This window comes from Anaerobacillus arseniciselenatis (assembly GCF_001865995.1).
Classification (GTDB): Bacteria; Bacillota; Bacilli; order Bacillales; family Anaerobacillaceae; genus Anaerobacillus; species Anaerobacillus arseniciselenatis.
The window spans coordinates 86,215-112,263 of record NZ_MLQQ01000010.1 but is presented as its reverse complement, the minus strand read 5'-3'; the positions used below and the strand labels follow the sequence as shown (position 1 = coordinate 112,263).

Annotated in this window: 25 protein-coding genes, 1 pseudogene and 1 riboswitch; of the genes and pseudogenes, 22 read left to right on the top strand and 4 right to left on the bottom strand. The window is 36.8% G+C overall.

Features of this window, described 5'->3' with window-relative positions; genetic code table 11:
* Window positions 1-9 precede the first annotated feature (9 nt).
* The 7 genes from BKP35_RS07790 to atzF all read left to right on the top strand — a co-directional run bounded on the left by BKP35_RS07790 (window position 10) and on the right by atzF (window position 9,689).
* On the top strand, window positions 10-1,023 hold the full coding sequence (locus tag BKP35_RS07790; RefSeq protein WP_071312789.1) for an ABC transporter substrate-binding protein: 1,014 nt from the start codon (window positions 10-12) through the stop codon (window positions 1,021-1,023).
* 73 nt (window positions 1,024-1,096) lie between these two features.
* Entirely contained in the window at window positions 1,097-1,918 is an 822-nt protein-coding gene (locus BKP35_RS07785; RefSeq protein WP_071312788.1) for an ABC transporter permease, read from the top strand.
* The gene (locus tag BKP35_RS07780) at window positions 1,918-2,721 is read left to right on the top strand and encodes an ABC transporter ATP-binding protein (protein ID WP_071312787.1); all 804 of its coding nucleotides are present in this window, start codon (window positions 1,918-1,920) and stop codon (window positions 2,719-2,721) included. The genes BKP35_RS07785 and BKP35_RS07780 overlap by 1 nt, the downstream gene beginning before the upstream one ends.
* A 25-nt stretch (window positions 2,722-2,746) precedes the next feature.
* A riboswitch (guanidine-I (ykkC/yxkD leader) is annotated at window positions 2,747-2,857 on the top strand.
* A 54-nt stretch (window positions 2,858-2,911) separates the two neighbouring features.
* Window positions 2,912-3,628 carry an urea amidolyase associated protein UAAP1 gene (locus tag BKP35_RS07775; RefSeq protein WP_071312786.1) on the top strand — a complete coding sequence of 239 codons (717 nt, stop codon included), beginning with the start codon at window positions 2,912-2,914 and terminating at the stop codon, window positions 3,626-3,628.
* Window positions 3,629-3,641: 13 nt separating this feature from the next.
* Entirely contained in the window at window positions 3,642-4,292 is a 651-nt protein-coding gene (locus tag BKP35_RS07770) for an urea amidolyase associated protein UAAP2 (protein WP_071312785.1), read from the top strand.
* Window positions 4,293-4,305: 13 nt separating this feature from the next.
* The gene (uca, locus tag BKP35_RS07765; RefSeq protein WP_071312784.1) at window positions 4,306-7,941 is read left to right on the top strand and encodes an urea carboxylase; all 3,636 of its coding nucleotides are present in this window, start codon (window positions 4,306-4,308) and stop codon (window positions 7,939-7,941) included.
* Window positions 7,938-9,689, top strand: a complete 1,752-nt coding sequence (gene atzF / locus BKP35_RS07760) for an allophanate hydrolase (RefSeq protein WP_071312783.1) — start codon at window positions 7,938-7,940, stop codon at window positions 9,687-9,689. The genes uca and atzF overlap by 4 nt, the downstream gene beginning before the upstream one ends.
* Window positions 9,690-9,836: 147 nt before the next feature.
* Here the strand turns inward: atzF and BKP35_RS07755 are convergent.
* From BKP35_RS07755 to BKP35_RS07735, 4 genes and pseudogenes are all read right to left on the bottom strand, one after another.
* Window positions 9,837-10,046: pseudogene (locus BKP35_RS07755) on the bottom strand (PhoU domain-containing protein); the annotation flags it as partial.
* Window positions 10,047-10,341: 295 nt separating this feature from the next.
* Window positions 10,342-10,572, bottom strand: a complete 231-nt coding sequence (locus BKP35_RS07750) for a hypothetical protein (RefSeq protein ID WP_071312781.1) — start codon at window positions 10,570-10,572, stop codon at window positions 10,342-10,344.
* Complete coding sequence (locus tag BKP35_RS07745) at window positions 10,559-10,918, bottom strand: DUF3990 domain-containing protein (protein WP_084031515.1); 360 nt, start codon at window positions 10,916-10,918, stop codon at window positions 10,559-10,561. Before BKP35_RS07745 ends, BKP35_RS07750 begins: the two co-directional genes overlap by 14 nt.
* A gap of 236 nt (window positions 10,919-11,154) precedes the next feature.
* A complete protein-coding gene (locus tag BKP35_RS07735) occupies window positions 11,155-12,159 on the bottom strand; it encodes a DUF3231 family protein (RefSeq protein ID WP_071312778.1) in 1,005 nt (334 codons plus the stop codon).
* Window positions 12,160-13,442: 1,283 nt separating this feature from the next.
* Here BKP35_RS07735 and BKP35_RS07730 point away from each other — a divergent pair.
* The 15 genes from BKP35_RS07730 (at window position 13,443) to BKP35_RS07665 (ending at window position 26,003) form a co-directional block, all read left to right on the top strand.
* Window positions 13,443-14,741, top strand: a complete 1,299-nt coding sequence (locus BKP35_RS07730; RefSeq protein WP_071312777.1) for a voltage-gated chloride channel family protein — start codon at window positions 13,443-13,445, stop codon at window positions 14,739-14,741.
* A 477-nt stretch (window positions 14,742-15,218) separates the two neighbouring features.
* Window positions 15,219-16,286, top strand: coding sequence for an FAD:protein FMN transferase (locus BKP35_RS07725; protein WP_071312776.1), 1,068 nt, complete (start codon window positions 15,219-15,221; stop codon window positions 16,284-16,286).
* A 108-nt stretch (window positions 16,287-16,394) separates the two neighbouring features.
* A complete protein-coding gene (locus BKP35_RS07720; protein ID WP_071312881.1) occupies window positions 16,395-16,754 on the top strand; it encodes a NusG domain II-containing protein in 360 nt (119 codons plus the stop codon).
* A gap of 69 nt (window positions 16,755-16,823) precedes the next feature.
* On the top strand, window positions 16,824-17,351 hold the full coding sequence (locus tag BKP35_RS07715; RefSeq protein WP_071312775.1) for a Gx transporter family protein: 528 nt from the start codon (window positions 16,824-16,826) through the stop codon (window positions 17,349-17,351).
* Window positions 17,344-18,072: an energy-coupling factor transporter transmembrane component T family protein gene (locus BKP35_RS07710; RefSeq protein ID WP_084031514.1), complete on the top strand. Its 729-nt coding sequence runs from the start codon at window positions 17,344-17,346 to the stop codon at window positions 18,070-18,072. The genes BKP35_RS07715 and BKP35_RS07710 overlap by 8 nt, the downstream gene beginning before the upstream one ends.
* 192 nt (window positions 18,073-18,264) lie before the next feature.
* The gene (locus BKP35_RS07705) at window positions 18,265-19,461 is read left to right on the top strand and encodes a hypothetical protein (RefSeq protein ID WP_071312773.1); all 1,197 of its coding nucleotides are present in this window, start codon (window positions 18,265-18,267) and stop codon (window positions 19,459-19,461) included.
* Between the two features lie 201 nt (window positions 19,462-19,662).
* Entirely contained in the window at window positions 19,663-20,046 is a 384-nt protein-coding gene (locus tag BKP35_RS07700) for a PDDEXK family nuclease (protein ID WP_071312772.1), read from the top strand.
* An 82-nt stretch (window positions 20,047-20,128) separates the two neighbouring features.
* Window positions 20,129-20,692, top strand: coding sequence for a Uma2 family endonuclease (locus tag BKP35_RS07695; protein WP_071312771.1), 564 nt, complete (start codon window positions 20,129-20,131; stop codon window positions 20,690-20,692).
* Entirely contained in the window at window positions 20,679-21,302 is a 624-nt protein-coding gene (locus tag BKP35_RS07690) for a hypothetical protein (protein ID WP_071312770.1), read from the top strand. The genes BKP35_RS07695 and BKP35_RS07690 overlap by 14 nt, the downstream gene beginning before the upstream one ends.
* Before the next feature lie 72 nt (window positions 21,303-21,374).
* Window positions 21,375-22,349 carry a peptidylprolyl isomerase gene (locus BKP35_RS07685; RefSeq protein WP_071312769.1) on the top strand — a complete coding sequence of 325 codons (975 nt, stop codon included), beginning with the start codon at window positions 21,375-21,377 and terminating at the stop codon, window positions 22,347-22,349.
* A 348-nt stretch (window positions 22,350-22,697) separates the two neighbouring features.
* Complete coding sequence (locus BKP35_RS07680; protein ID WP_169819164.1) at window positions 22,698-22,973, top strand: CC/Se motif family (seleno)protein; 276 nt, start codon at window positions 22,698-22,700, stop codon at window positions 22,971-22,973.
* 437 nt (window positions 22,974-23,410) lie between these two features.
* A complete protein-coding gene (locus BKP35_RS07675; protein ID WP_084031512.1) occupies window positions 23,411-24,352 on the top strand; it encodes a DMT family transporter in 942 nt (313 codons plus the stop codon).
* Window positions 24,353-24,444: 92 nt separating this feature from the next.
* A complete protein-coding gene (locus tag BKP35_RS07670) occupies window positions 24,445-25,116 on the top strand; it encodes a Dph6-related ATP pyrophosphatase (protein ID WP_071312767.1) in 672 nt (223 codons plus the stop codon).
* A 129-nt stretch (window positions 25,117-25,245) separates the two neighbouring features.
* The gene (locus BKP35_RS19440; protein ID WP_169819163.1) at window positions 25,246-25,419 is read left to right on the top strand and encodes a hypothetical protein; all 174 of its coding nucleotides are present in this window, start codon (window positions 25,246-25,248) and stop codon (window positions 25,417-25,419) included.
* A gap of 245 nt (window positions 25,420-25,664) precedes the next feature.
* Window positions 25,665-26,003 carry a hypothetical protein gene (locus tag BKP35_RS07665; RefSeq protein ID WP_071312766.1) on the top strand — a complete coding sequence of 113 codons (339 nt, stop codon included), beginning with the start codon at window positions 25,665-25,667 and terminating at the stop codon, window positions 26,001-26,003.
* Window positions 26,004-26,049: the final 46 nt, after the last annotated feature.

Below are 26,049 nucleotides of genomic sequence, written 5' to 3'. Positions count from 1 at the left end.
GTGAAGGTAATGAAAAGGGTAAAAAGTTTAATGTTAATCATGATCTCAGCTGTATTATTAGCAGCATGTGGTCAGTCAGAAGGTACATCAGGTTCATCAAATGGGGAGGGTAAACCTATAAAAATAGGCTTTAGTGCTCTACCTAGCTGGTACTTATGGCATTTAGTTGAAGAAAAAGGATTCTTTGAAAAGCATGGTGTGGATGTTGAACTAGTTTACTTCCCAGTTTATGCAGATTCTCTATCAGCCCTAAATACGGGAGAAATCGATGGGAACAGCCAGGCTTTAATTGATACGATTGCACCTTTATCTAGAAACATTGATATCCGTGCCGTTTTTATAACTGACAACTCTCATGGTGGAGATGGTTTGATTACAACAGAAGAAATTCAAACCCTAGATGATTTGAGGGGTAAGAAAATCGCTACAGAGATCGGTACGATTGCTCACTTCTTTATGTTAACGGCATTACAAGAAGCGGGATTAAGTGAAAGAGATGTTAACTTTACTAACATGGTAGTTCAAGACGCAGGAACGACTTTTATAGCAGGTAATTTAGACGCAGCTAGCTTATGGGAGCCATTCTTAAGTATTGCTGAGGAGCAAGGAAGTGGACAGAAGTTGATTACGTCTGCTGAATTCCCAGGGTTGATTGCCGATGTATTGGCAATGCGCCAAGAAGTGTTAGAAGAAAGGGAAGAGGATGTATCAAAAATTGTAGCAGCTTGGTTTGACGCAGTAGATTACTTCCATGAAAACGAAGAAGAAGCAATTCAAATTATTGCTGAAGCTGCTGAGATTCAAACATCAGAATTAGCAATTGGAATGGATGGATTCCGATTATTCAGCCCAGAAGAGACACTAGCAGCGTATAGCTATGAAGAGTCTTATAAATCCCTAATTTACACAGCAGAAAGAAATGCAGAATTTTTATATGATCTTGAATTTATTAGAGAAATTCCAAGCTTCGATAACTTAATAGCACCATCTTTTATTGAAAAAGAGCTTGAAAGAAGAAATTAAAAATTAGTATAAGGGGCGAAGGGTTTCCAATTAGATTCTGCCCCTTTTACTAAAATTATTAGGAGGAAAAATCATGGAACCACCGACAAAGAAAAAAAGGCCTAATAAATTATTTAAAATACGAGAGGAAATACCAAAGGGTTGGTACCTACTTGGGATCGCTTTCGCTTTTCTATCCGTTTTCTTGATATGGAGTACATTGAGTTGGTTAAACGTTGTAAATGAAATCTTCTTACCGACACCTTTTACAGTAGTTGTTGCTTTCTTTGAATCTATTGCTAGTGCTGAGTTTTGGGGGCATATCGGGATTAGTGTGTATCGGGTATTTATGGGCTTCCTGCTTGCATGTTTGATTGGAATTCCACTTGGTATTCTTGCTGGTACTTTTAAATTTGCTGAATCTGCTGTACTTCCTTTAACTGAATTTATTCGTTACATGCCAGCAGCTGCATTTATTCCACTAATAATGGTTTGGGCAGGGATTGGTGAATCAGCTAAAATTATGGTTATTTTTATAGGTTGTTTCTTCCAGCTGGTGTTAATGGTTGCAGACGACACGCTTCGCATTAACAGAGACCTACTTTCAGCGTCATATACATTAGGTGCAAAACGTATCCAGGTTATCTTTAAAGTTATCGTCCCAGCACTTCTTCCTAAGCTTATGTCGACTATGCGTTTGATCATGGGTTGGGCATGGACGTATTTAATTGTTGCAGAGCTAGTTGCAGCCAATAGTGGGTTAGGTTACACGATCATGAAAGCCCAAAGATTTTTAGATACAGAATTGATATTTGTTGGGATTTTAGTCATTGGATTACTTGGGTTAACGATTGATCGTTGTTTTGCTATCGCTTCTAAAAAATTATTCCCGTGGGCTGAAGGAGGAAACCATTAATGTTAACAGTCTTAAAGGATCCTATTGCTAGACCTAGACCGAAAGCTGAGGATATCAAGATCGACGTTTCGAAATTAGGCAAGGTATATGAGACGAAGAAGAATAGGTTTGAAGCGTTAAAAGATGTATCCTTTTATGTGCAAAATGGTGAGTTTGTTACTTTTCTTGGACCATCAGGTTGTGGAAAATCTACTGTCCTACGAATCTTAGCTGGACTTGAAGAACCATCAGATGGAAGTGTGGTCGTTTCAGGAAAGGAAGTAACTGGACCTAGTGTAGAGCGAGGGATGGTGTTTCAATCCTACACATTATTTCCTTGGTTAACCGTACGAGAGAATATTGAATTTGGTTTAAAGCTTAAGAAAATGAGTAAAAAAGAGAGAGCTGAAATTACAGACCGTTATTTAAAAATAGTAGGGCTAGAACGATTTGCTGATTCTTACGGTAAAGAGTTATCTGGTGGAATGAAGCAGCGTGTTGCAATTGCTCGTTCTCTTGCTAATAATCCGGATGTGCTACTGATGGATGAACCGTTTGGGGCACTAGATGCACAAACAAAGCAATCTATGCAGCATTTACTTCTAGATATTTGGAAGAAAGAAAAGACAACGATTGTTTTTATCACACATGATATCGATGAAGCTCTTTTCTTATCTCAACGAATTTATGTGATGGACGCTAGACCTGGTCGAATTGCAGAAGAAATTAACGCAGATCTAAACCTTTATAAAGATAATGAATTAGTTAATGTAGATAAGTTTATGAAAGTTAAAAAACATATTGTTTCAATGTTACAGCACTAATCAAATATAGGTTCTTAAATAGAACAACAAAGCTGTCTAGGGTTCCGTTAATGGTTTTTCCGTTAAGTCTGGACCGAGAGAGAGCGTATAGTCAGAAGTTGACTATATAACACGGAAGGATAAAAGCCTGGGAGACTTTCTCCTAGGCTTTCTCTAATCATAGACTGATATTTTCTGGAGGTTGAATGGGATGAATTCGATTTGGAATATAACTCTTGTTTCAGGAGGCAAATGGTCCGGGATCATTTCAAGAAATAAATATATTCGCTTTACAGCATTAGGTGTGGGTGCCAATCTTTCTCTCTTAATGTTTAATCAAAAGGATTTAACGGAGCGCTACAATATGTCAGATACATTAAAGGCTCAATATACATCACACTTAACGAAAGGTCATGTTCTGATGAGTGATAATGGTAGAGTGCTAGCAAGTATTGTTGACGATAGTGTAGGTTGGCATGATTCGATTAGTGGCTACACTTCTAGGAAACTAACAGACGAAAAATACGGTAGTACTACCTATCAAGAAAAAAGAAATGATTGGTATCGAAGTGGGGAAGAAAACTTTGCAATGGAATTAGTACGTAGCGGATTAGGTATGCGTGATATGGCACCAGTCGTGAACTTATTTTCCAAAGTATATTGTGATGAAAAGGGGAAGATGAATTTCGCCAGTTCCCATAGTAAAAAAGGAGATACGATAACACTTCGTACAGAAATGGATATGCTAATCGTCTTATCTAATACACCGAATCCATTAGACCCAAATACAAACTATCCATCAGTTCCGATTCAAATGGAAGTTTTTGAAGCGGAGCCAGCAAATACATTAGATGAATGTGTGAATTACCGTCCAGAAAATCGACGTGCATTTGAAAATACATGGGAATATTACAGCCTGAATCGATAGGAGGAGAAAAGATATGACAGCTTTTAATAGAGTAGAGAGTGCTAGAAATGAAAGCGACGCCGTTTATAATGAAGTGGTCTTAGCAGGAGACGGTTGGATGAGAGAACTGAAAGAGGGGCAGATTTTTCGTATTGTTGACCTCGAAGGTAACCAAGCAGCGGATACATTATTTTTTGATGCGGATCATCCAGAGGATCACTATAGTGCAGTCAACACCATTACAGGACAAGAAAATATTTATTTAACAACGGGTTCTGTTTTGAAAAGTGAATCAGGAAAAGCATTATTAAAAATTGTTGCAGATACATGTGGAAGACACGACACGTTAGGTGGAGCTTGTTCAGCACAAAGTAATACAGTGAGATACGCACATGAAAAGCTTCCTATGCATAATTGCCGTGACACATTTATGCTTCAAATGGAGAAATTCGGTGGTTCTTATACAAAGCGTGATTTAGCTCCGAATATTAACTTTTTCATGAATGTACCTGTCACACCAGAAGGAGGATTAACCTTTGCAGACGGTGTTTCGGCACCGGGCAGGTATGTTGAAATGGAGGTTATCTCAAATACAGTTGCCCTAATCAGTAACTGTCCCCAATTAAATAATCCTTGTAACGCCTATAATCCAACACCAGTAAGAGTACTCATTTGGGATAAATAAGGAGGACGTCATGATGTTTAAGAAAGTACTTATAGCTAATAGAGGGGCTATTGCAGTAAGAATTATAAGAACGTTGAAAAATCTAGGGATAGGATCCGTTTCCGTTTATACAAAAGCAGATCAAGATAGTTTACATGTAGATTTAGCAGATGAAGCAATTCTAATTGGAGAGGGCCCCGTTCAAGATAGTTATTTGAATCAAGACCTTATTTTACAGACCGCTTTAGATGTAGAGGCTTGTGCCATTCATCCGGGATATGGATTTTTAAGTGAGAATTCAGATTTTGCAACGGCATGTGAGCAAAATGGAATTGTCTTTATCGGACCTACACCAGAGCAAATGAATATGTTTGGACTCAAGCATAGTGCTCGTGAAATCGCAGAACGTGCCAATGTCCCCTTATTACCAGGAACATCTCTTATTACAGAACAAGAACTAGCGGTAAGTGAAGCAGCGCAAATTGGCTATCCTGTTATATTGAAAAGTACTGCAGGTGGCGGTGGGATTGGGATGAGAGTTTGTGAGAAGGAGGAAGAATTGCTTCAAGCCTTTGAAGGAGTACGTCACTTAGCTGAAACTAATTTTAATAATGGTGGACTATTTGTAGAGAAGTATATTGAAAAAGCACGTCATGTGGAGGTACAAATCTTCGGTAACCAAGAGGGGGAGGTTGTTGCACTTGGGGAGCGCGATTGCTCTGTTCAAAGACGTAACCAAAAGGTGATTGAAGAAAGTCCAGCTCCGAATTTACCTGTTGATGTAAGGGAGGAAATGCAAGCCTCTGCTAAGAGACTCGCACAGGAGGTTGGTTATAGAAGTGCAGGAACAGTGGAATATCTCTTTGATTCAGCCACAGAACAATTTTATTTCTTAGAGGTAAATACGAGATTACAAGTTGAGCATGGTGTAACAGAAGAAGTATTAGGTGTTGACCTAGTCGAGTGGATGATTCTAGAGGCTAGTAATGACTTAGTGAATTTAGAAGAAAAAGTTCAAGCTCCAACAGGACATAGTATTCAAGCTCGTATCTATGCTGAAGATTGCCTCCAACAATTTAGACCAAGTGCCGGCCTGATTGATCAAGTGAAATTCCCAGATTCAGCTCGTGTCGAGACATGGGTACGTGATGGAATCAATGTAACAACATTATATGACCCCATGCTAGCGAAAATCATCGTCCATGCGAATACTCGTGATGAGGCAATTGAGAAGCTACAAGAAGCTCTTGCCAATACACGCTTATATGGGATTACAACAAATTTAGAATATGTTGAGTCTTTACTCGAAGAGCCAGTTTTCTATACGGGAGATGTATTTACACGTATGCTAAATAACTTTGAGCCGAAAGAATTTGCAATCGAGGTTCTTGATGGCGGGGTACAAACGACAATTCAGGATTATCCGGGTAGAGTAGGTCATTGGGATGTGGGTGTACCTCCGTGTGGCCCAATGGATGATCATTCCTTCCGCATTGGGAATAAAGTATTAGGTAATGAGGATACTGCGAGTGGTTTAGAATTAACCCTTCGAGGAGGTTCTTACCGCTTTAGATCAGATATGACGTTTTGTATTACTGGGGCAGATATGGAGGCAAAGCTAGATGATACTCCAGTAGAAATGTATACTCTAGTTCATGCTAAGACAAATCAAATTCTTTCATTTGGAGAAGCCAAGTCAGGAATGAGAACCTACTTGTTAGTTACGGGTGGCTTTGATATGCCGAAGATCCTAGGAAGCTCAGCAACATTTACTCTCGGTAACTTTGGTGGCCATGGGGGTAGAGCATTAAGAGTAGGAGATGTCCTACGTGTAAACCGTACGAGTATAGTAGTTGACGAACAAGTTCTTGAAGAAACTTATAGGCCTACAATTAACCGGTCATGGACGATAGGTGTCATTCCAGGTCCCCATAGTACAGTAGAATTTTTACAACCTGAGTATTTGAAAAAGCTGAGTGAAACTACATTTGAAGTTCACTTTAATAGCTCTCGTACAGGTGTCCGTTTAGTTGGACCTGCACCACTTTGGAATCGTGAGGACGGGGGAGACGCTGGGCTTCATCCTTCTAACATACATGATAATGCGTATGCGATTGGAACGCTAGATTTAACTGGAGATATGCCGATACTACTTGGTCCAGATGGGCCGAGCTTAGGTGGATTTGTTTGCCCTGTTACAACAGCTTCTGCAGAACGCTGGAAGATTGGTCAGCTCCACCCAGGGGATAAAGTACAATTTCAACTCCTTACGTTAGAAGAAGCAGAGCAATTACGAAGTATACAAGAGAACAATCTAGAATCTATGGGAAGTCGTGAGTTTAGTAGCCTAGTACCGAGTAAACTTCCAGACACGAAGGCTTTACTAGACGCGGAATACCCCGTTTTATATAGAAGCAATGAAGGTCAATTTTCAGTAACCATACGCTGCGCTGGAGATGAGTATATGCTAGTTGAATACGGTGAGATGGAATTAGATTTACGCTATCGTTTTCAAGCACATGTATTAATGGAAGCACTACGAAATGAAAGTGAGCTTTCCATCCAAGACCTAACTCCAGGTATCCGATCATTACAAATTCATTTTGATTCAACTCAAATTTCATCGAAGGAATTATGTGAGAAAGTTGTAGCTATAAATGAGAGTCTTCCTCCACTAGAGTCTATTCAAGTTCCTTCACGTATTGTGAAGCTACCATTATCTTGGGATGACCCTTCTACTCAGTTAGCGACGGAACGCTATCATCAAAATGTTAGACCCGATGCTCCGTGGTGTCCTAGTAATCTAGAATTCATCCGTCGTATAAACGGTCTAAGAGAAATTCAGGATGTTAAAGAGGTTGTCTATAATGCGAATTATTTAGTTCTAGGTTTAGGTGATGTGTATCTAGGAGCTCCTGTTGCTACACCTGTCGATCCAAGACATCGCCTAGTAACAACGAAATACAATCCTGCAAGAACGTGGACACCTGAAAATGCAGTTGGAATTGGTGGCGCTTATATGTGTGTGTACGGAATGGAGGGTCCTGGGGGCTATCAATTCGTAGGGCGTACCGTTCAAATGTGGAATAAATATCGCTCGACTAAAAGCTTTAGAGATGGAAAGCCATGGTTACTGCGCTTCTTCGACCAAATTCAATTCTATCCTGTAGAAGCAGATGATTTACTACAGATGAGAGAGGACTTTACACGTAGTCGTTTTGAAATAGAGATTGAGGAAACTATCTTTAATTTAGGAGATTATTTAGAGTTTCTAGAGTCTATTCAAGAGGATTCCAACGAGTTCCGTGTCATGCAAAAAGACGCATTTAAAGAAGAACGTATGCGTTGGAAAGAGCTTGGACTATCAGAGTATATTTCTGAAACTGATCATTCTGCCTCTCTAGCTCCAGATGAGCTTCAAGAAGGAGAAGTAGGTATACATTGCACGATGCCAGGTAGCGTATGGAAGGTATTGGTACAGGAAGGACAGTCTGTACAAAAAGGGGATGTCATTTTAATAGAGGAAAGCATGAAGATGGAATTCCCTCAGCACGCAACATGTGATGGAGTCATTTCACAGCTTTTCGTAAAACCTGGTGATGAAGTTCATGCGGGTCAGTTGATCGCAGGAATTTTAGAAGAAAAGAAAAAGGAGGTAGCTATCGTATGAAAAAAGTAGCGATTCCAGAAAAGTTATCGATTGAGGTATTACAGGAGATGTATGCTGCGGGGGCCCTAACTCCAGAAGAGGTAGTGTTAGAAATTATAGAGCGATCTGAGCGAGACGTGGAGATGAACATCTGGATTACAAAGCCTGATATGAAGTTCATTGGACCCTATCTAGAAGGATTACAAAAACTGGACCCAAATGAAGCACCTTTATGGGGAATGCCCTTTGCCATTAAAGATAATATCGATCTTGCGGGAGTTACAACTACAGCTGGTTGCGTGGGATACAGCTTTATACCGGAAGAGCATGCTTATATTGTTGAAAAACTAGTTCAAGCGGGTGCGATCCCTGTTGGTAAGGCGAACTTAGATCAATTTGCAACAGGACTTGTAGGAACACGTAGCCCATATGGTGAAACTCATAATGCACTAGATTCTTCTTTAATTAGCGGGGGTTCAAGCTCGGGATCAGCGGTTAGTGTAGCACGAGGACAAACCGCTTTTGCGTTAGGAACAGATACGGCTGGCTCTGGTCGTGTCCCAGCTGCACTTAATAGACTTGTTGGCTTTAAACCTAGTCTTGGGGCGTGGTCAACTGAAGGAGTTGTACCTGCTTGTGCAAGCCTAGACTGTGTAACGGTATTTGCAAATTCGATTGATGATTCTAAGCTAGTGGATTCAGTAGTCCGTGGAGTGAATACACAGGATCCGTGGTCAAGAAATCTAGAGAAGCCTAGCTATGAATTACCTACAAAAATTCTGCTTCCCAAAGGTCCATTATACTTTTTTGGTCCTTATGAAAAGGAATATGAGGCAGCATGGCACCATACTGTTGAAACGTTAGAAAAAGGCTTGATTCCGGTTGAGTATGTTGATGTCGAGTTGTTCTCTGAGGCAGCAGCTATTTTATACGATGGACCTTGGATTGCTGAACGCTGGGCAGCCCTTGGAGAATTTATTGAAGCCAACCCAGATACAGCATTTGAGGTAACAGAGAAGATTCTGCGTTCTGGTAGCGGGGACCACTACGACGCTGCGAGTGTTTTTGAAGCAATGTACAAATTAAAAGAGTTAAAGAATAAAACGAGTAAGCTCCTTAAAGGCGCAGTATTTATTATGCCAACAGCTGGGGGAACTTGGACACGTGATGAGGTAAGAGAGAATCCAATTGCCACAAATAGTGATATGGGAAGATACACGAACCATTGTAATTTACTAGACCTATGTGCTATTGCAGTACCAACTAAAGATACGACTGATAATATTCCATTTGGGATTACTATGTTTGCTGAAGCCGATCAAGAGGGTTATATTTTTGGATTAGCTAAATTGTTCTCAGGTGAAGAACTACCTACTGATAAGGAAAAAGTACGGACAACACTTGTTGCTGTTTGTGGACTGCATATGCGTTCTTTCGCACTTGAGAAACAAATGATTGAGTACGGGGCAACATTTATCCGAGAAGATCTAACAGCAGATAAATATAAATTTATTAAGCTTCCGACAACCCCAGCTAAGCCAGGCTTACTTAAAAGAGATCAAGGTGGCTCATCAATAGAAGTAGAAATATGGAAAATGCCATTAAAAGAATTCGGTAAGTTTGCTACTGCAATTCCATCGCCACTCGGTATTGGAAAAGTAGAATTGCAGGATGGAGCAGAAGTACCAGGCTTTATTTGTGAGGGGTATGCAGAGGCAGGAGCTTTAGACATTACATCTTTAAAAAGCTGGAGAAAAGTAACATTATAGGAAGAAAAGTAAGAATGGTAGAATCAAAATGAACCTACTAGGGTTAGAAAAAATCTAATTTTTGCGTAACGCAATCTTTATATCTTTAATAATATGACGAGGGTGTCACCAAAAGCTAGACTTTTGGGACACCCTCTTTTTTATTCCTTATTCTTCTCCGATAACCTCTTCGGCAATGTTCACCGCATGGTCACCAATACGCTCAAGGTTACTTACGATATCGACATAGACAATCCCAGCTTGTCCTGTACATTTTTTTTCATTTAGGCGGATAATATGTTTCTTACGAAGTGTGCGTTCCATTCTATCGATTTTCTCTTCTTTTTCAAGCACAGCTCTTGCTTCTTCGATATCTTCCGAGCACAACATTATTATCTATATTAATACTCAGCATAAAAAACTACGCGTGGAAAATCAAGGGCTCCGCGAGTAGTTTTTTAATAAACGCATCATTAGTTTAAGGGCACGATGAGTTAAATAATAAATTGCTAGTCACATACTATTATTGTGTATGATATTATAATGATTGTAAAGAACGGTATGGGATATGAAATGAATGGCCGCGAGGAAATTGCTTCTTTTCCAGATTTGCAAGTTGCGGATCTTATAAAAAAAGGAAGGAGTAACTAATCGCTAAATTAGCTACTTCTTCCTAGTTTACCGTACTGCTAGATTTTTTTTCATGAAGTGCCCGAATTCGGTCCGCCCAATAAGTTTCATCATAATGGTGAACATACATTGGATCATCTGCTAGCCTCTTTAAGAAATCCGACTGAACTAAAATGGTAGATGCATCTTTTCCAAAATGTTTTTCTAATTCAAATTGAACATCTAAAATGAATTCCATGTCCATTTCATCGAAGTTATATTTATTTAATGTCAATGCGTTTCACCTCCATGTGTTTAATACATTTTATTGCTTGTAATGTGTTTAGTGATAGTTGGTTACTGATTTCTGTATAGGGCATTATACCTTTATGAAATTGTTCAAAACTGATTCTCTGACTTTCTAGCCGCTTTAAAAGCGGTACAATCTTTCCGTCTGCCAGTGGACCACAAACATAATCATCCTGATGATATAGAAAGCCACGTTTACCAATTCTTCTACAATTATAAACAAAGTTGGCCCATAGTGTAGAAGGATTTTCAAACTCTTGCCCATTTAAACGTCTTAGTTTTTCAATATCTAATTCCAGCACAATAATAGTTGGGAACAACATTTGGTTCATTTCTGGTAAGAGTTTTTCATAAGTAATATGGAACTGTTTTTGTCACTATTTACTATTGTTTCTGTAGTACGTTAAGTAATTTTTTTGGAATCATTACATAAATAAAAGCTGTATAGATTTTAATATTTATACATACTTGTGATGCAGTAGTTACTATGCTAATAAGCGGTTTTGTTGAGTTAGAACTTTTGGTCAGAAATAAAACACCTCCATTAAGAGAGGTGCTAATTTGTTTATTATTTGTCTTTTGCAAGGTTTTTTCTATTTGGTGCAAGCGGTGGCTCCTCTAACCACTTATACTGCGTCATTATATTGAACCATTCTTTTGTCACCATCAAGTTTTTCAATATAATCTTTTCATATGTTACTACAAGGTCTGTTCGCATTGCGGAAGCAAGTCCTGTTCCATGATAAGCTTGTGCGGTTTGCATTAGAAATCCAATATGATACAACATTAACTTATCTGAAAAAGGAGAATCCTGAGAAGTTGTGATTTCGGATTCCCAAGACATTGGTACAGGCAAATTATCTTTCTTTAATATATTACTAAGTGCTTGAATTTGGTTATCTGAGTTTTTTTGCGATGATTCCAAAAATTTTCTTACTTCTTTAGATTGAGCAACTTGACTAAATGCAATAGAAAGAGTTTTCTCCAATATCTTCTTTTTCAAATTAAACGAAAGGCTAATAATTTCAGTTGCAGCTAAAGGTCGTTTGTCCCCAAAGTAGCCATCTAAAAATTGTTGACCTGAAATAAATTCAGGAGTTGCTTCAGGATAAAAGTAAGGGTCTCTTTGAAAGTGTCCCTTTTCTAACAGTAATTCTACTGTTTGATGATACAATCTTTTTCCGTCATTATCGCACGAATCATAAAAATATCTCAAATCCTTTCTTACAGAGGTACTAAGTGATGTCATGTGTCCCAATAAACCATGTAACGTCATAACGTGTAAATAGTGTAAACAAAGAATATCAGAAAACAATCTTTTTGTCCCTTTGTTAAGGTCTGAATCAGTAAAGCCAACTGGTACAGGAAATCCCTCGTTTTCAATAAAATTAGTTATCTGTTTTTTCTGTTTAGCAAATGTACTTATCGCATCCTCAAAAAGTGTTCTTATTTCTTCATCTTCGATAATGGATAACATATATTTGTTTATAATATCAACTGCTGTACCATTAACATACTCTCCCCACAAAGTCCCTATTTCAGCAGACGTGAGCTTTAAGTTCTCTCTATCCATAAAATCACCTCATAAAGTATATTTTACTAATTTTGATGGAATTATAAATTTTTTATATAGAGGATACCGTAAAGTTTGAATCCTTAAGAATTTTATATATAAGTATGGATGGTGTATTAACTAAAAAAGGCAAGCAAAATACTTTGCTTACCTTTTTCGTAAACAATGTAAACAGGTAATACTTCATGGATATTCAATAATTTAATTTAGAGATTTCATCCTTAACATCGTATTTAATCTGAATATGATATTGTTAAAGAAGAATGCTACTCTAACTCCTGCAGTAATTAAACCAGTGAATAAACTAAAAAGAATATCCAAAGTACATCCCTCCACATTGAGTTTAGTGTTAAATAATAACACTAAACAATAGTATCTTACTGGCGAAGAAACTTATTCCAGTAATATTAAATAATAACTCCGAAATCAGTAATCAATAAAAGGGAGGTTGCCTGTACGATCGGGTGCTTTAACAGAATAAATAATATAATTTATGAGCCGAATTCTGGGTATATTTTAAGTAGAAATTAATAACGATTTTTATCAAACCAATCGCAATGAAAATAGAGGTTTTAATATTTTGATGATTCTCTGTAATGCTCCAAACTGTAGCTGCGAATAAATACCCATTTGAGTATGCTTCAATAGTCGAGGCCACCTTCTCGCGAAATTCAAACTTTAGCGAAAATGTATCAAGTGTAAATGATAACACACGTTGAGTGTGTTGCCGTTGATAAAGTTAAAATAGCTTGGCAGCTTTTAAAGCAATTTTCTAAATATAATGAAAGAGCAGTTCTATAGGTAAATACACATTTTCGAAGTACAAGTGGAATGACAAATGACTAATGAATATGATGATGTGAACCTAAAAAAGAGTGCATCTTATGTAATTTTTGCGTAACGTAATCTTAATATCTTTAATAATATGACGAGGGAGGGTGTCACCAAAAGCTAGGCTTTTGGGACACCCTCTTTGTTGAATAATTTTTTTTGTTTTAAAAAAACATATATATATGGTTTTTAACGAGGAGAGCGATTTGGGTTGCATTTGGATTAGAAAGGTATTCTCAAAATTGTTGGTGGGGTACTTAAATTCTGTTGGCACGACAGAAGTCCAGATAAAACTACAGTGACCCATGCGACCATGATGATTTCGATTGGTTCACCACTTTATCTATATCAACATCAGTTACCTAATCAAAGGTAATCGATAATTTATTTATGGAAGTTGAAAACAAACATTTACAAGCCCAACCAGAACATTTGAAATGAGGACGAACAGCATGAATACAAAACTAAAGTATAAAATATTTTTTTCAACCCTGTTTAAATGGATGTTTTGGGGTGGGATTATTGGTGTAATTATTGGTTCTACGACAGCTTTACTTTTAACAACGAACGATTTTCTTGGAAATGAAATTAGAGATAAAAACTCTTGGCTTATTTTTTTTCTTCCTTTAGGAGGAATAGTTATAGGCTACATATATATGAACTTTGGCAAAAGTGGTGGAAATGATATTACTAAAGGGAATAATCTCGTTATAGAAGGAGTCCATGGAATAGCTAAGGTGCTACGAAGAATGGGTCCTTTCGTCTATTTGGGGACATTTATTACAGTCTTATTAGGTGGGTCAACAGGACGTGAAGGTGCTGCGATACAAATGGGGGGAAGTGTTGCTGAAGTCGTAAATCAGTATTATAAAGTAAACATACTTGATACAAAAATTTTGCTGATGAGTGGAATAAGTGCTGGATTTGGAGCTGCTTTTGGTACTCCGATTACAGGAGCTATTTTTGGTATGGAAATGGTGGCTATCGGGAAATTGAAATACGAAGCATTTGTCTCCTGCCTTGTAGCAAGTTTCGTTGGGCATTACGTAACCGAGGGAGTATGGGGAGTGGAACATGAAACCTTTATTATACAGTCTGTTCCAGAACTATCAATCATGTCATTCTCAAAAGTTATTTTTATGTCTATTATTTTTAGCCTTATCAGTGTTTTATATTGCCAATTAAGGCATGGTATACAAAACGTTTCTGAGAAATACTTCAAGAAAAACCATATGAAGAGAGCCTTTGTCGGAGGATGCATTATCATCATTTTAACCCTAATCGTAGGTTCACAAGACTACAACGGGCGTGGTTTAGACATGCTTGAACAATCGTTTAAAGAAGATGTTCCACCCTTTGCATTTTTAGCGAAGTTAATTTTTACAGCAGTTACATTGGGGAGCGGTTTTGTAGGTGGAGAAGCGATTCCACTATTTTTCATGGGGGCAACTTTAGGAAATGCTTTATCAGGGATCATTGATTTACCGATGTCATTCCTTGCTGGGTTAGGTATGGTCGCTGCATTTTGTGGCGGTGCAAATACTCCGATAGCAGCCTTCCTTTTAAGTGTTGAAATGTTTGAAGGAAAAGGAATGGAATACTTTTTTGTGGCATGTCTAATAAGTTATATTTTTTCAGGCCACCACGGACTTTGGCCCTCTCAAACGGTATTTGAACCGAAAAGCAGATTATACAATACAGTTAACGGAGAATCTATTGGTACTATAGAAAAGAAGAAAAAGCGAGATTAACTAGTAGTCGTCTATTGAATCATAAAGTGTATTTATTTTCCCTCAGACTAATAATTGGGGGGAATTTTTTGTTCTACAGTAGTAGCAGTTTTTTTAACCATGAACTAGTCTATTGTACAGTTCACAAAAAATACAAAGTAAACCAACTATATCTTAACAAATTAATATTAACGTACATGATAGGTCAGTAAATCATTTTAAAGTATTGGTCCTTCTTTTAGTCTGATAAAGCTATATTGAGTTATTGTTTCTTAAAAATGTGACACAAAACTGTCAGTACCGTCAAAAAGAAACTTGACATGTGTATGTTAATATTAACTAACAGAATAACAATACTAAAAACTATAATTAAGATTTTTAGTACAATATACGTTAAATGTAAACATATTAGATTTTGAAGATAGTGCTTTAGGTTGGAGTAGATAGAGAGAAACTCCAATGAAATGCACATAACGTATTTGAAAAGGGGGATATATTATGAAAAAAGTGATTGTGGCAATGATTTTAGTTTTGCTGTTACTAATAACAGCGTGTAGTTCTGAAACGGTGGAAAAGCAGGAATATCAGAGGTATTCAGCAAATTTTCTAGATATATTTGATACGGTTGTACAAGTAATAGGATATACGAGTTCAGAAGAAGAGTTTAATGAGTATGTGGAAGAAGTTTATGAGCGGTTTCAAAAGTTTCATAAGTTATACGACAAGTTTAATGAATACGAAGGTATTAATAATTTAAAAACGATAAATAACAATGCAGGTATCAAGCCTGTTGAGGTGGAACAGGAAATAATAGATATTATTTTATTTTCAAAAGAATGGCATGAACGTACTCACGGTAAAATGAACATCGCGCTTGGAAACTTAATCGGAATTTGGGACGAAACGATGTCAGAGGCATTTGAGAATCCCGAATTAGCGAAACTTCCTGCTATGGAACGTTTACAAACAGCCTCATTGCATGGAAATATTGATGACATCATCATTGATCAAGAAGCGAGCACTGTGTTTTTAGCAGATGAGAATATGAGTTTAGATTTTGGCGCAATAGCTAAAGGCTTTGCTGCTGATATTGTTGGTAATGATCTAAAAGAAAAAGGTTTTACTTCAGGGGTTATTATATCAGGTGGAAACTGGAAGGTTTTAGGGCCACCAAAAGAGCAAGATAGGGACTACTGGATAGTCGGAATTCAAAACCCAGATAAACCGTACGTTGTTGATGATACAGCTATATTAGAAAGTGTGATGCTTAAAAATCAATCAATAGATACAAGTGGTGATTATGAGCGGTTTGTAATGATTGATGGTATTCGTGCACATCATCTTATTGATCCTGACACTTTAATGCCTGGAAATTATCACCGCGGAGTCACGGTTTTAGCTAATGATGCAAGTGTGGCAGAATATTTAACTACTGAGCTGTTTTTATTGCCATATGAAGAAGGGAGAGCTCTTGTTGATAGCCTCGACGGTATCGAAGCACTCTGGGTAATGGAGGATGGAACGGTAAGGTCAACAGAAGGTATGGAAAGTAGATTTCACAGATAAAGAGGTTTCTTTTTTATAGGAATAATTGGTAGTGTTTATTTTCCTTTATTTATTAATAGAGTTATTGAATACAGTTAAGGGGGGACTGTCGTGAAAAAATCTAAAAAGATGACACGTGGTGATTTTCTTATGCTTCTTTTCACAGGATCTGTTGCTGGAGGCTTGTTCTTGTGGACAGGGAGTTCAAATTGGATCAGTAGGTTTACAAGAGAAGAAGGTGATCCGCTGATCGCGAAAATTGAAAGAGATGGAAAAGTGGTAACAGAAGTGGACCTAAATGCAGTTACAGAAAAACAATATATTGATTTTGAGGAAGGCATCCCAGTAACGATCGAAATAGAAGCAGGAAGGGTACGCTTTTTAAGATCAGGATGTCCAGATCAAATATGCGTAAATGCTGGCTGGCTGACAAGAGAAGGACATATCGCTGTGTGCCTGCCTTCAAGAACCGTGGTGTCTATCGCTTAGATACTACGATAGTTATTGTGAACTAAATAATTTCACATGAGAAACTAGCCGAAAAGGTAGGTTTTTGCGATGAGCAAACAGATGAGCAAATATAAAAAACAAGGTATTATTATTATTCTCGTTACAAATGCAATTTTAATTTCACTACTTGAATTTTTTGTTTTCATTCCATTACCAATTCCTGGGGTGAAACTAGGACTAGCCAATATCATTACACTTCTTGCGATCATTTTCTTAAGCTTTAGAAGTGTAATTAACATTGTACTTATTCGCTGTATCGTTGTTGCTGTCTTGACAAGAGGTGTTCTGACGTTAGCATTTAGCTTAAGTGGTGGTATACTTAGCGCTATCGTTATGTGGGTAATGTACAAAAAGTTTTCTCATATGTTCAGTATTAAAGGGATTAGTATCGCAGGAGCTGTTGTTCATAATACGACCCAGATTTTTGTGGCTTCGTTAGTTATCGGACAGATCGTGATATTTTACTATCTACCAGTTTTATTAGTAGCAGCAGTAGTCACTGGCTATATAACAGGAAGTATAGCGGAGATGGTGATTGATGAAATGGAAGAAAAAGGGGTCTTGGCCAATGGATAGTGGGGTTAAGTTATTCGTCGCATTCGTATTAGGAGTCATCCCTTTTTTTATTGATAATTATTTCAACTTCATTGTGTTAGCATGCTATTTATTGCTAATCACATTATGGTTCGGAGCTAAACTGCGTGAGATGATGAAAAGTATGACAATCTACATGTTCATCATTATTATTCCTTATATTTTCGGATTGTTAATGGCTTCTTTAGTATCAACATTTGTTCAAAATGATATTTCTTCAATTTATAGCGCTTATGATGATGTCGCACTAAGATTAGTGCAACTATTTCTTTTATGGTATGCCACTAGTTTATATTTTCATTCAACGGCAACAGAGGACGTTGTCGCAACTTTTGATAAAGTACTTTCACCGCTGAAGCGAGTTGGGCTGCCGGTTACAGATTTTTTAAAAGTTGTAATGTGTGTCATTAAAGAGTTAAAGGCTCTTGGTCCAGGAGTCAAGAAGAGTTTCTCGGAAAGTATGAAGCATATATCTGAACAAAGCTCTTGGAAAGACAAAATCAAAGGGATTAGCTATATTTTAGTTTCATTTATAGTTAATTCGTTTGAGCGCCTTGATGAAGTAGAGGAGTATGTAAAGCAGGTAGAAACGAAAGATTTATTTACTTACAAATGTAAGATTTCAAAATCAGACGCTCTACTTTTGATGAGTTTTATAATGCTCATTGGAAGTGTGATATTTTTAGAGATTCATAGTTTATAAGGTCAGGAGGAAATACTTACTTGGCTAATTTCGTTGTCAGGGTAATCCCTGATTATACCCCTTTTTCACAAAAAATACAAACATGGACATTTTTATCCCATGGTTTTCGTTGTATTATGAAGTTGAGCCCAGGTGAGAGGGTACTCACACACAATTGTGTTAAAATGTGAAAGAAAAAGGGGAGGAATAATTATGAAATGGAAAGCATTGAAAGTAGTATCATTGGCTGTACTTCTTAGCGTCGCAGCAGCTTGTTCTTCTGGAGAAGAAACAGCAACTGAAGAGGAGACTAACACAAACGAAGAAGTAGCAAATGAAGAGACAAATGAAGAAAGCACTTCTGAAGAAGCGGTAGACTACTCAGGAACATATGTAGGTTATTCTTGGAGAGGTGAAGCAGGAGGAACTACATTAGAAGATGCTGAGCAAAAAATTGAAACAACATTAACGCTTGATGCTGATGGTGTAATCACTGATGCAAAGATGGATTTCTTAAGGCTTACAGATGATGGAGAGTGGGTTATGAGAAATGACGGTTCCGCTAATGTTAGCGTGGACTTCTCAGTGACTCCAACATTAACAACTCCTAATAATGATTCTCAAGATTATGCTGCTGGAGATTCTATGTTTGATATTGAAACTGTAGACATGATGGCATTTTATGCAGCAGAAGTTAATGCTGATGGAACAGCGGCACTTGCAATTGTTGAGCCATATACAAGACATCAATTTGAGTACAAACTTGATAGTGATTTTGATTTCTCAACACCGATGAAAGATATGACGATCGGTAGTGGCTTAGCAGTACCTACTACTAGAGTATCATCTTCAAACATGACAAAGATTACTGATTGGGAAGAGCATGATGGCAAAAATATTTTAGACTTTACTGTTTTCGGTAATGTATTAACAGACCGTGGAGTTTTTGAAGGTTTAGATGAAAACTCTACTATGCAAGAGTTCTTAGAAAGAACTGGTGTTACTTTTGAAGACGGTGTACCAACTGAAATGGCATTAACTTATGGCCGTACTGGTATAGGTGGTTGGGAAGGAAACTTAACTTCTATTGCCCAATACTTAATCGGTCAAAATGCCAAAGAAGTTACATCGTTAATAGATTGGGATAACTCGCGTTACGCTAATGGAATTGATGAAGAGAACTTCTTTGGAAACTTCTCATCTGCTGATGCACCATCTGGAGCAACAAGAAGTGCACAAATCTCATTTGGTGACGGAATGTCAGGTGCAACAAGAAGTGCACAAATCTCATTTGGTGACGGAATGTCAGGTGCAACAGTCCGTATTTCTAGAGAATCAACTTCTTACCAAAGAGCTTTAGTAGAAGCCGGTATTATTGATGAAGAAGATGTTATTAAAGGAAGATTCTAATCGTTGAATAGAAAAAACAATTAAAATAACCCGTATTTATGACTTTCATAAATACGGGTTATTTTTAGTTAATGTAAATGAATTTAATCAAATGGAAATCACCAATAAAAAATAAAATTTTTTTCGATTTTATTCACCGTTTTTTCCCTTTTGTTTGTACTTATATAATGAAGGCAAAAAATAGTGGAAGGGGAAATATTTATGTTTGAAAATCAAATTAAAAATGCATTAATGAACAAACCATTCTTAATAGAAGAGGGACTAAAATTCAAAGGAATAACAATGTTTTTAAAAGATGATATCTGTGATCTGAAATTTGAAGATCGATATGGAAATGATTTGTATGTACTTTTCAAAAAAGAAATTGAGGACAGCCAGATTGGTCGCTTATTTCGTTACTATAGTCATGTTTCTAAACCTAATGCGAGATTTATGTTGGTAGGTTTTTCATTCATCGAGGGTGTGAAAGAAGCGTTATTAGATTGGGAATTCGAATACAAACAATTAAACGTAGAGGAAGTACAAGCAGTTATAGAAAACCTTCAAAATAGAGGAACGTCAACAAAGCAATTAATTGTCGGTTAGACCCTTTTTCCCTTTAAATGAGAATTTACTTTATTCATGCTATAATAACAGAAGGATAAAATTGGTATAAGGGGTGGATGAAATGGGATTAACTCACGGTTCGTTTATATCTTTAAAGCAGTTTTATGAGATGAGAGAAGAAAGTGACGATTTATTAGAATATATTGATGGAGTCGTATTCATGTCTCCTTCTCCATCTACAAAGCATCAAAGAGTATCCAGTCGCCTCCAATTAAAATTTGGGAACTTCTTAGAAGGTGGCGCATGTGAAGTATTTACAGCACCGTATGACGTTCACTTAAAAAAGGACGGAGTAGAAGGGAATAAGATTATTATTCCTGACATTAGCATTATTTGTGATAAAAGTGGCTTTACAGAAACGAAGTATGTTGGTGTACCAGATCTGATCGTTGAAATCCTTAGCCCTTCAAATCAGTCCCATGATCTTGTAACAAAATTAAATTTATATATGAAGTTTGGCGTTAAGGAATACTGGATTGTAAATCCAATGCTAAATTCGATTACTGTCTATGTGCTAAACGAAGAAGGAATGTATGAACAGTTTGACATTAAAACAGGAAGCGGAAAGCTGGCTTCGAAACAATTCGATGGATTTGAGGTAGATTTACAATATGTCTTCAAATAAATTAAACAAGTTCAAAAACATTACGATAATCGTCCTAGCGATTGCATTATTTTTCACGATTAATAAAATCAATCAAAACAAAGATGAGTATGAGAGGCAATACAAAACGTTCATTAATCATTTTTATTTTTCGATTAAAGATTCCCAAACAACACTCGACCGAATCATCGAGTTGCACCATCTTCCTAGTGTTCAAGATAATTTAGAGGAAGAGCTTCATAGATTTAATGAACAAATGTTAAAGACAAATCACATCTTACAGTATGGAAACTTGTTTGTTGATCGAGACATCTATTATTTTATGTACTTTCAAAATATGAACTTCTTAATCCACGGTTTACATTCAACATCGAATAATCGTGATCCGATCATTGTTCCGCCATTTGCTGAAGATGGCGTCATTGATGAAGCTGAACTTGCCGTTTTAAAATGGATAAAGGCCGACCTTGATACGATTCAACAAGGTTTATATTCGGAAGAGACGCGACAAGAGAATGCGAATATTACGATCGAACAATTTAATGAAATTATTCGTCCTATAGCGGGCAAAAGTTTTTACGAAATAGCCAATAAATACAACTATGAAAAAAAGAAATTAATGAGTGATTAAAGTGTAAAGGGGAGTTTATTATTTAATAAGCACTAGTAGATTTGTAGAATGAATAAAATGAGGTGGAGAACATTGTATTTACGTAAAATAATTATATTATTTGTTGCATTAATTTTATTAGCAGCTGTAACTGCATGTAATAATAGTGGGGATACTAACGATGAAACGTTAGAAACGGGGCTTGAGTTTCCAGTACTTGATAGATCAGATCTTGGTGATAATATTGTTGCTGTTTATGAAGGTGGGGAAGTTACTGGAAATGAACTTGCGACATTTTTAGCCGTACAAGCATTTTTAAATCCTGAGGCTCCAGTCAATGACTTAGATTATCGTCAAGGAGCTATCCAAGAATTAGTGATGGAAAAAGTAATTGGCGCTAAGTCGAGTGGACAATGGGCTGGTAATCAGGTAGAAGTTTTATGGGAGCAAATCGAATATGTTTATGGAGATAAAACAATTCAAGATGCATATTACCAATTAAAAATAGACGAAGATGACGTTCGAAATTCTTTGTATTCTATGTTTCAAATAGAAGCTCACTTTCGCGATAATATTACAGAGGAAGAGTTGCTAGGTTATTATGAAGAAGTTTCACTAGAGTTAACAGTTGCTTCGTTTTCTCACATCTTAATTGCTACACAAGAAATGAGTGCTAGTGGAGAGATGGTCGAGCTTCGTACTGATCAAGAAGCTATAGATAGAGCTAATGACCTGTATGAACAGCTTTTAGCAGGTGCAGATCTTAATGAATTAGCGACAGAAACTACAGATGATGAAGGAAGTTTGAATAGCGGTGGGAGATACGAGGAGATTTCTGTCGTTGAATTAGTTCCTGAATTTCAAGAAGCGCTTTTAGAGCAAAAACTCGATGAAATCGGCGAACCTGTGAAGACTGACTTCGGCTACCACATTATTAGAGTAGAAGAGTTACACCAGATTCCTTTCGAAGAAATTGAAGAGGAACTAGTTTCCTCACTCGTCTTTGAAAAATATATGGACTATTATTTTAATGCATTAGCTGAATTGAATATTGAAGTAACGTTGTAATCATGAAAGAGGGCTGTCTAAAAAGTGTCTGACACTTGTTTTCGAACAGCCTCTTCTTTTTACATAAAAAAAGCGCTCTACCGCTTTGAAAAGTACTTGCCTTTTCCAACGATAGAACGCTATGCCTATAATTATAGTAACGTATTAAGCTATAAAAATCAATTTTTGGACGGTGCCAATTTAAGGTAGCGTCTTTTTGTAAATGTCTCCTTGAAATTAAATAATTATTTGAAATATTTATAAAATTAAGATAATATTATCTTAATAAGGGTTACGGTGCTGTGTTAATCGCAGATTTTAATTCTATTTTTTAAAGGTGGTGTGTTCCCAATGGCGCTAAATCTCAGAATGGATCATAAAACTAAAACTTGGATTAAGAAAAAAGGGAATTATTTAACAATTAAAACGGTGAGAGTGGCAGGCTGTTGTGTAGGAAGACCTATCGATTTGTTAACGAAGGTTGGAAAGCCGAATGAATTAAAAATGTTCCATCAAATTAGTTTAGATGATATAACGGTCTATGTCCAAAAAGGGGTTAACTTTAAAAATGATCAAATTACGTTAAATTTATTCGGAATTGGGCTGTTTAAAATAATTACCGCTGAGGCGACATCACGTTTTTAGGGTAGTAGGGTCGAATTCTGAAGACAGAAGAAGCATATCGGAACCATAATTAAAGAGTATATCGATAAGTGAACGTACTAGTTTATTTGAAGTCAAAATAATAAAGTGGATCATTCAAAAGAGCCTCCCGTTTTAATAGATTGAGACGGACAGCTCTAATGAATGATCTTCTTTTTTATGTAAGTTGGTTAAGGACCCTCGCCCGTCTTTGCCATATTAGATAGTGACGGCAGGGACCGCCATGGGGGTTTTGTATGTAAAAAGGCGGATGATTTCGTGAACGAGCGTCTGAGATTCGCCAGAAGGTCACGGCGAAGTGAAGGAAATCATCCGCCTTTTAATTTAAGAATGTGATGCTCCTGCGTCTGTGATATGCTAATGATAGTGAAATTTAATAGACTAGGAAAGCATATTACCTATAGAAAGAAGGAGAAAAAGTGAATGAAATAATTGCCAAAATTCAACGTCTCCCTTATTTATTGTTAGTTTTTGCGACATTTTTCTGGGGAACGAATTTTGTGTTTAGTAGAATGATTGTTGAAGAAGTACCGCCATTTCAGCTTTCGGTGATGCGGTGGATAATCGCTAGCTTAGTATTTTTACCGTTTGTTTATAAAGAACTGAAACAGAATAAAGAAATATTAATAAAAAATTGGAAAGCTCTATTGTTTTTAGCTGCAACAGGTATCGCTGGTTTTAATACGCTTTTATACATTGCGATACAATATACAACATCGATTAATGCTTCATTAGTGAACTCTACGGCGCCGTTGTTAATTGTATTACTTTCGGTCTTTTTCTTAAAGGAAAAAATGTTAAAAATCCAATACATAGGTGTCGTCGTTTCTTTTATAGGAGTGTTTTTCATCATAACTGGAGGGAGCATTGAAACGTTATTGACCTTAACGATAAATCCTGGTGATTTAGTCGTTCTTGCTGCTGTTATCATGTGGTCGATTTATTCAGTTTTAATGAAAAAGTTTGGAGTAGATTTACCAAAGAAATCAACGTTCATCATCACGATGTATATCGGCATTTTAATTTTAATTCCATTTGCCTTATTCGAAAGAACATATCAGCCTGTTGCATTGACTTCCTTACCAGCCGAAGCCATTTTAGGTATTGTCTATTTGGGGATTTTTCCTAGTATCATTTCGTTTATTTGTTGGAATGAAGGGGTAATGCAAGTCGGACCTGGCAAAGCTTCGAATTATTTGCATTTGATTGTTCTTTTTACAACGATCCTAGCAGTTACCTTTGGTGGTGAGATGTTGTTAGTAACCCAAATCATCGGTGGTTTCTTTATTTTATCAGGGGTTATTGTCGCATCTAACCCACATTTTATTAGTAAAAACGCACCTGTTACTTTAAAACAATGATTTTATTTTTAATCAAAGACCGACTCGAAAAGAACATTGTTTACTATAGTATTTGATAGTATTTGAAAAAAACGAAAGAAGGAGACAGAATGATGAAAGAAAAAATTGTTGTGTCATGGAGCGGGGGAAAAGATAGTGCCTTTGCTCTTCATAAACTATTACTAAGCGACCAGTATGAGATCGATTCTTTACTAACGTCAGTGACGGAAGGTTATCAACGAATTAGTATTCATGGGGTGCGTGAGAGTCTACTAGAAAAGCAAGCCGAAAGTTTAGGCATTCCACTAAGGAAAATGTACATCCCTCAAGAGTGCACGAATGAAATTTATCAGGATATCATGAACGATCAATTGCAACAATTGAAAAAAGAGGGAATTGAGACGGTCATGTTTGGAGATATATTCTTGGATGACGTTCGTGCGTATCGTGAAGATATGATCAAACAGCAAAATATGAAGGCTATATTCCCGTTATGGTGCCAAAAAACAGAGCAATTAATTGAGGAATTTATTTCATTAGGCTTTAAAACAGTGACAACAAGTATCGATACCCAAAAGCTATCGCACGAATTTCTTGGTAGAGTCATCGACGAGTCATTTATTCGTGAATTACCAGAGCACATCGATCCTTGCGGCGAAAATGGAGAATTTCATACTTTCAGTTTTGCTGGTCCGATATTTAAAAATACCGTCGATATTACCATTGGCGAAATCGTAGAAAAAGGCAGATTTCACTTTTGCGAGTTGTTGGATAGTGAAGAATAAATAAAAAATTACAATTCCTACAGTAGTTAAATAAAATGAGGAATGAAAAATCTTTAATAGTAACTAACTTAAATGTTGATTAAAATAGAGGCTGTCCACCTTGTAGGATAGCCTCTATTTTTTTGTGGTGTGCAAAAAGAATGGAGAAAATCGCAAGCAAAACTAGGTGTATCGCAAGAAAAAGTTGAAAATCGCAAGAAAAACTTAATTAACTCAAGAAAAGCACACCCCAGGAATGAGCTGTGCAAAAAAACTGGAAAAATCGCAAGTAAGAAGATGAGTAACGCAAGAAAAAATCAATAATCGCAAGAAAAACTCGATTAACTCAAGAAAAGCACACCTGGATATAAATGAACTCAATATAAACATCTATATTAATGCATAGAGAAAGCGTACAGATCGCTGTCTCTCTATTAAACTTAAATTTTTAACAATAAATTAATAAACAGTTCTTAGTTCGATAATAATTTGGTCACATTTATCCTGTATATTTTTAATTGTGTTCCAAGAGGACATAAATTTACGATTAAGAAAAGGGGTAATTAAAAATGAAAAAGAAGTTTTTGTTAATTTTATCTAGTATGTTCGTTTCTATAGGGATTTTAGCTGCATGTTCTGGAGAAACTGAAGTTCCGGAAGATCAGCTATATGATGGAGCTCCTGAGGAAAATACTGAAGCAGGTGAAGTTGATGGCGAAGCTAGTGAAGGCGAAGGTGAAGTAACTGTAGATATTGATGCTGGCGAAGGCGAAACCGAAGCTTCTTTAGATGTAGACCTGGGTGAAGATGACGCTGATGATGAACTATTAGATGATGAAGCTGACAGCCTTGAAGGAGACTTCGATGGTGAAGAGTTAGATGAAGACGATGAAGAAGATGACGAATAATAACTAAATTAAAAGTTATTCGATCTCAATAAATTTGAAGATAGTG